The sequence below is a fragment of the Streptomyces sp. NPDC005899 genome, from assembly GCF_040629645.1.
Classification (GTDB): Bacteria; Actinomycetota; Actinomycetes; order Streptomycetales; family Streptomycetaceae; genus Streptomyces.
Window position 1 is genome coordinate 1 of sequence record NZ_JBEXWB010000366.1, and the last position, 6,061, is coordinate 6,061.

The following is a 6,061-nucleotide window of genomic DNA, read 5'->3' on the forward strand; positions in this document are numbered from 1 at the left end:
AGGGCGCCGAGCGGATCGCCGGCCCCGTGGCGGAGCAGGCGCCGCACCACAGCGCCGACACCGTCGTGCGGGGGCTGGAGCGCGTGACCCGCGGCACGCTCCGACGCGGCGCCAGGGTCCGCCTCACCCCGGAGGTGCACACCGGCGATCCGCTCGGCGCCCTGGGCCTGGCCTACGAGGAGGTGGAGGTCCCCGGGGAACTGGGCCTCCTCCCCGCCTGGTCCCTGCCCGGCACCCGCGACACCTGGGTGATCACCGTGCACGGCCTGGGCACCACCCGGGAGCACCCCATGAACGTCATGGGGTTCCTCCAGGGGCTGCAACTGCCCGTCCTCGACATCGCCTACCGAGGCGACCCCGGCGCGCCCCGCTGCCAGGACCGCCTGTCCCACCTGGGCGAGTCCGAGTGGCGCGACCTCGACGCGGCCATCCGCTACGCCGTGCGCCGCGGTGCGCGGAGCGTCGTCCTGTACGGCTGGTCGTCCGGTGCCTCCATGGCGCTGCACGCGGCCGTCAACTCCGCGCTGCGCGACCGCATCAGCGGCCTCGTCCTCGACTCCCCGGTCCTGGACTGGAAGGTCACCCTGCGCTCCCTCGCCGCCGCCCACAACGTCCCCGCCGCGCTCGTGCCCCTCGCCGTCCGGGCGGCCCAGGGCCGGACCGGGCTGCACGGCGGCCCGCTCCTGGACACCTCGGTGCCCTCGGCGCTGCACGTCCCGACGCTGATCCTCCACGGCCCCGGCGACACCCTGGCACCCTGGCAGCCGTCCCGGGAGCTGGCCGGCCGCCGCCCCGACGTCGTCACCCTGCACGCCGTGGCGGACGCTCCGCATGCGGCGATGTGGAACGCGGACCCCGCCCGCTACGAAGAAGCGCTCCGCCGCTTCCTCACGCCCCTGATGTGAGGTGATGGGACGGATCGGCCCGGTTGGTGACCCGGGCGGAAACCCTCCCGTACCCCTGTGATCCGGCTTCCGTTTGGGCTTTCGGGCCGTCAGAGGCAAGACTGCTCCCCGTGACGTCCCGTAACCCGCGCGACTCCAGGCTGCGACTTGTCCGCCCGCGACCCCTTGCCACCGCCCGCAAGGCCGTGACCACCCGGCGCACCAGGCCGGCCCCCCGCCCACCCGAGGGCACCCCGCCCCCCGCCGAACTGGCGCGCCAGGCCAGGGCCGTGCTGGCCGAGGCCGTGCGGATCGCCCACTGGGCGGCGGACGCGGCGGGTCCGGGCAGCGCCCCGCTCGCCGCGCGCGCCCTGGAGCGGGCCGCCGCGGCCCTCGAGCTCCCTCCTGCCCGGGTGCGGGCGGGCTGGGACCGGGCGCGGCTCGCCGGGCTGATCGAGTTGCACGGCGACACCGTGCGGCCCGGCTGGCGGCTGCGCGCCTGGGACCGTGACGACTCGGCCGTGCTGCGCGGCTGGGTGGCGCTCTTCGACGCCTGGTCGCTCGTCCACTCCGCACCCGACGGCATCGAGGCCACCGCCGTGGCCGAGGCCGTCGAGGCCGTGCCGCAGGTGCTCTCGCTGCTGCAGCTCTCGGCCGGCCCCGTCACCGTGCCCGCCCTCCTCGACCTCCTCGGCCAGCGCGTCGCCGAACTCCGGGAGGAACGGTGCGAGGTGCCGTACGGGCCGCCGCCACAGCAGCAGCCCCCCGCCGACGCGACGGCGGAGCGGTCCGCCGACCTGAACACCGTCCTGCTGGACTGGGCCCTGGAGGGGCTCGCCGCCGTCGGGGCCCTCACGCTCGCCCCCGGGCAGGCCACCCTCACCCCGCTGGGCAACTGGGCGGTCTGGGTCAAGCTGGAACAGATCTGCGTGGCCGCGCAGAGCCCGGCCGGGAACATCGAGCGGTCCGCCGCCGACATGCTGCTCGGCTGCGCGCGCCTCACGCCGGGGCCGGCCCGCGCCGAGTACCGGGCCTGGCTGGCCGCCCGGCCCGTCGGCAGCGCCGTGGCCGAACTGCTGGCCGTCGCCCGGGGCGAGGACGCCCTCCTGCGCGGCCTCGCCTTCGAAGCGCTGCGGGTCGTCGGCGCCCCCGCCGAGCCCGTGGTGCGCTCCGTCGTCACGGAGACGCCGCTGCGCCCCTACGCGCTGCTCTGGCTCGCGGAGTACGAGGGCGCCGACCCGGACGACGCCCAGGACGTCCTCAGCCGCGAGGAAGCCACCTGGCTCTGGGTCGACACCGCGGCGGCCGTGGCCGACCACGGTGAGACGGGGCTGCTCGTCCGCCACCTCGACTCCGCCGTACAGGGCACCGTCCCCGCGCTGCTGGACGAGATCCGGGCCGTCGGCCATCCGCGCACCGTCCAGGTCCTGGTGGCGCTGGCCGCCGCCCATCCGGACCCCGCCCTCGCCAAGGCGGTCCGGCGCGCGGCCTTCCAGGTGCACACCGGGAGCGTGTAGGGCGTGTGAGGGGTGCGGAGCTCCGGGGGCGGCCGGTCAGCCGGCGGACCCCGGAGCGTACGTCCCGAACGTCCAGACGTTGCCCTCCGCGTCGCGCGCCATGAAGTCCCGGGAGCCGTAGTCCTGGTCGGTGGGCGGCATGAGGATCTCCACGCCGTGCGCCACGGCGCGCGCGTGGTGCTCGTCGACCTCGTCCACCACGACGTACACGCCCGCGGGGCCGGCGTCCGCCATGGCCTTCGCGAACACGCCGTCGCGCCCCTTGGAGCCGAGCATCACCCTGCCGTTGCCGCAGGACAGCTCGGCGTGCAGGACCGTGCCGTGCGCGCCTTCGTAGACCGCTTCCTCGGTGAAGCCCAGGCCCTGCGTCAGCGTCCTGATCGCGGCCCTCGCGTCGTCGTACAGAATGGTCGGGTAGATCGTCGGCACCCCGTCCGCGCCTGTCATCGCGCTCACCTCTCCCGTCCGCGTCCGTCATCGTGCTGTGATCTGTGTCTCAGTCTTCCACCAGGCGCCGACGACGCATCCCCCGGCGGGGGCCGCCCGGCCACGGGCGACGGTGTCCGGGCGGGCCGCACGGGCGGGAAAAGCGGGTGGACACCGCCGGTAGACTGGGTCCCATGGCAATTCTCCTTGTGCATTAGACGGCGTCGAGTCGTAGCCCCCAGCTGTCCCTCCGCCGTCCGAACCGCCCTGGAGTTTTTCCGTGATCACCGCTTCCGGCATCGAGTTGCGCGCCGGCGCACGCATCCTCATCGAGTCCGCCTCCTTCCGCATCGCCAAGGGCGACCGCATCGGCCTCGTCGGCCGCAACGGCGCCGGCAAGACCACCCTCACCAAGTGCCTCGCGGGCGAGGGCACCCCCGCCGGCGGCACCATCACGCGCAGCGGTGAGGTCGGCTACCTCCCGCAGGACCCGCGCACCGGTGACCTCGACGTCCTCGCCCGCGACCGCATCCTCTCGGCCCGCGGGCTCGACGAGACCCTGCGCAGGATGCGGGAGAACGAGGAGCGCATGGCGAACGGCAAGGGCGCCACCCGCGAGAAGGCGATGAAGAAGTACGAGCGCCTGGAGACGGAGTTCCTCACCAAGGGCGGGTACGCCGCCGAGGCCGAGGCCGCCACCATCGCCGCCGCGCTCAGCCTGCCCGACCGGGTGCTGGGCCAGCCCCTGCACACCCTCTCCGGCGGCCAGCGGCGCCGCGTCGAGCTGGCGCGCATCCTCTTCTCGGACGCCGACACCCTGCTCCTCGACGAGCCCACCAACCACCTGGACGCGGACTCGATCGTCTGGCTGCGCGACTACCTCAAGTCCTACCGCGGCGGCTTCGTCGTGATCTCCCACGACGTCGAACTCGTCGAGACGGTCGTCAACAAGGTGTTCTACCTCGACGCCAACCGCGCGCAGATCGACATCTACAACATGGGCTGGAAGCTGTACCAGCAGCAGCGCGAGGCCGACGAGAAGCGCCGCAAGCGCGAGCGCCAGAACGCCGAGAAGAAGGCCGCCGCCCTCAACTCCCAGGCCGACAAGATGCGCGCCAAGGCCACGAAGACCGTCGCCGCGCAGAACATGGCCAAGCGGGCCGAGCGGCTGCTCTCCGGCCTGGAGGCCGTCCGGGTCTCCGACAAGGTCGCCAAGCTGCGCTTCCCGGAGCCCTCCCCGTGCGGCAAGACGCCGCTGATGGCCGAGGGCCTCTCCAAGTCATACGGCTCGCTCGAGATCTTCACCGACGTGGACCTGGCCATCGACAAGGGATCCCGCGTCGTCATCCTCGGCCTCAACGGCGCGGGCAAGACCACACTGCTGCGCCTCCTGGGCGGTGCGGAGAAGCCCGACACCGGTCAGATCATCGAGGGCCACGGCCTCAAGCTCGGTTACTACGCCCAGGAGCACGAGACGCTGGACCCGGAGCGCACGGTGCTGGAGAACATGCGCTCCGCCGCACCGGACCTCGACCTCGTCGAGGTCCGCAAGACGCTGGGCTCGTTCCTCTTCTCCGGCGACGACGTCGACAAGCCCGCCGGGGTGCTCTCGGGCGGCGAGAAGACCCGCCTGGCCCTGGCGACCCTGGTGGTCTCCTCCGCCAACGTCCTGCTCCTGGACGAGCCGACGAACAACCTCGACCCGGCCAGCCGCGAGGAGATCCTCGGCGCGCTGCGCACCTACAAGGGCGCGGTCGTCCTCGTCACCCACGACGAGGGCGCGGTCGAGGCGCTCCAGCCGGAGCGGATCATCCTGCTGCCCGACGGCGTCGAGGACCTCTGGGGTGCGGACTACCGGGACCTGGTGGCTCTCGCCTGATCCCGCCCGGTGACCCCGGTGATCCACGGATCATGGATCATTCGGCCCACGCGTGATCCGTCATCTGGGTGAGCGGCTCTCGTACCCCGGCGCGGCGCCCGGCAGACACCTGCCGGGCGTACTCATGTCCGGCCGCACCGTCGGCACCGTCCTGACCTGGCTGTTCTTCCCGATGCCCGACACCGGCGGCGGCCGCGGCAATCGGATTCCCTCCCTCCGCTTGCGGCCGGCCGCCGCGGGACGGGGAATCCGCTCGTGCGGACCTTGCCGAATGGGTGGCCAGGAAGCCGGGAAGGGGTGATCATGAGAGTCCAGAGCGCACTTCCTTGAGGAGGCACGGGTGGCCGAGACTCTGAAGAAGGGCAGCCGGGTTACCGGCGCCGCGCGTGACAAGCTCGCGGCAGACCTGAAGAAGAAGTACGACTCCGGTGCGAGTATCCGGGCGCTGGCCGAGGAAACGGGCCGCTCCTACGGATTCGTCCACCGGATGCTCAGCGAGTCCGGGGTCACGCTGCGGGGACGCGGCGGAGCGACCCGGGGCAAGAAGGCCCCTTCGGCCTGACGGCGGGCATGGTCCGGGGCCGCGCACCGGTCCCGGGGCTCACCGGAACACCGGGTGGCCACCCGGCCGACCATCAGGTCGTCCGGGTGGTTACTGTTCAGTTACCTGCCAGTAACTGCTGACTGCACCCGATCCGGAGGCACTCCATGACCCCGCTCGCCCCTGTGCTCGACAAGGACGGCGTACGACTCACCGTCGACGACGCGGTAGCCACGGTGACGCTCACCAACCCGGCCAAGCGCAACGCTCAGTCTCCCGCTCTGTGGCGGGCGTTGGCGGAGGCCGGGCGGGCGATCCCCGGTACCGTGCGGGTCGTCGTCCTGCGGGGCGAGGGCGCGTCCTTCTCCGCGGGCCTCGACCGGCAGGCGTTCACGCCCGAGGGCTTCGAGGGCGAGCCGTCCTTCCTCGACATGGCACGCGGCTCCGAGGCCGAGCTGGACGCGACCATCGCCGGGTACCAGGAGGCGTTCACCTGGTGGCGCCGCACCGACATCGTGTCGATCGCGGCCGTCCAGGGGCACGCCATCGGCGCCGGTTTCCAGCTCGCCCTCGCCTGCGACCTCCGGATCGCCGCCGACGACGTGCAGTTCGCCATGCGCGAGACCAGCCTCGGACTCGTCCCCGACCTGACGGGCACCCACCCCCTGGTGGGCCTCGTGGGCTATGCCCGCGCGCTCGAGATCTGCGCCACCGGCCGCTTCGTGCACGCCGAGGAGGCCGAGCGCACCGGCCTGGCCAACCTCGTCGTCCCCGCCGGCCAGCTCGACGAGGCGGCCCGTGACCTGGCCGCCGC

Annotated in this window: 6 protein-coding genes; 5 read left to right on the forward strand and 1 reads right to left on the reverse strand. The window is 73.2% G+C overall.

Features of this window, described 5'->3' with window-relative positions; all coding sequences use genetic code 11:
• Window positions 1-905, forward strand: a 905-nt coding sequence (locus ABZ371_RS27735) for a hypothetical protein (RefSeq protein WP_358684491.1), incomplete at its 5' end; no start/stop codon positions are given.
• 185 nt (window positions 906-1,090) lie between these two features.
• Window positions 1,091-2,401: a hypothetical protein gene (locus tag ABZ371_RS27740; protein WP_358684500.1), complete on the forward strand. Its 1,311-nt coding sequence runs from the start codon at window positions 1,091-1,093 to the stop codon at window positions 2,399-2,401.
• A 36-nt stretch (window positions 2,402-2,437) separates the two neighbouring features.
• Here ABZ371_RS27740 and ABZ371_RS27745 read toward each other — a convergent pair whose 3' ends face one another.
• On the reverse strand, window positions 2,438-2,848 hold the full coding sequence (locus ABZ371_RS27745) for a VOC family protein (protein ID WP_358684493.1): 411 nt from the start codon (window positions 2,846-2,848) through the stop codon (window positions 2,438-2,440).
• 259 nt (window positions 2,849-3,107) lie between these two features.
• On the opposite strand from ABZ371_RS27745, the gene ABZ371_RS27750 reads away from it, so the two are divergent.
• From ABZ371_RS27750 to ABZ371_RS27760, 3 genes are all read left to right on the forward strand, one after another.
• Entirely contained in the window at window positions 3,108-4,706 is a 1,599-nt protein-coding gene (locus ABZ371_RS27750) for an ABC-F family ATP-binding cassette domain-containing protein (RefSeq protein ID WP_358684495.1), read from the forward strand.
• 340 nt (window positions 4,707-5,046) lie between these two features.
• A complete protein-coding gene (locus ABZ371_RS27755; RefSeq protein ID WP_043439149.1) occupies window positions 5,047-5,268 on the forward strand; it encodes a helix-turn-helix domain-containing protein in 222 nt (73 codons plus the stop codon).
• A gap of 146 nt (window positions 5,269-5,414) precedes the next feature.
• Window positions 5,415-6,061, forward strand: a 647-nt coding sequence (locus ABZ371_RS27760) for an enoyl-CoA hydratase/isomerase family protein (RefSeq protein WP_358684498.1), incomplete at its 3' end; no start/stop codon positions are given.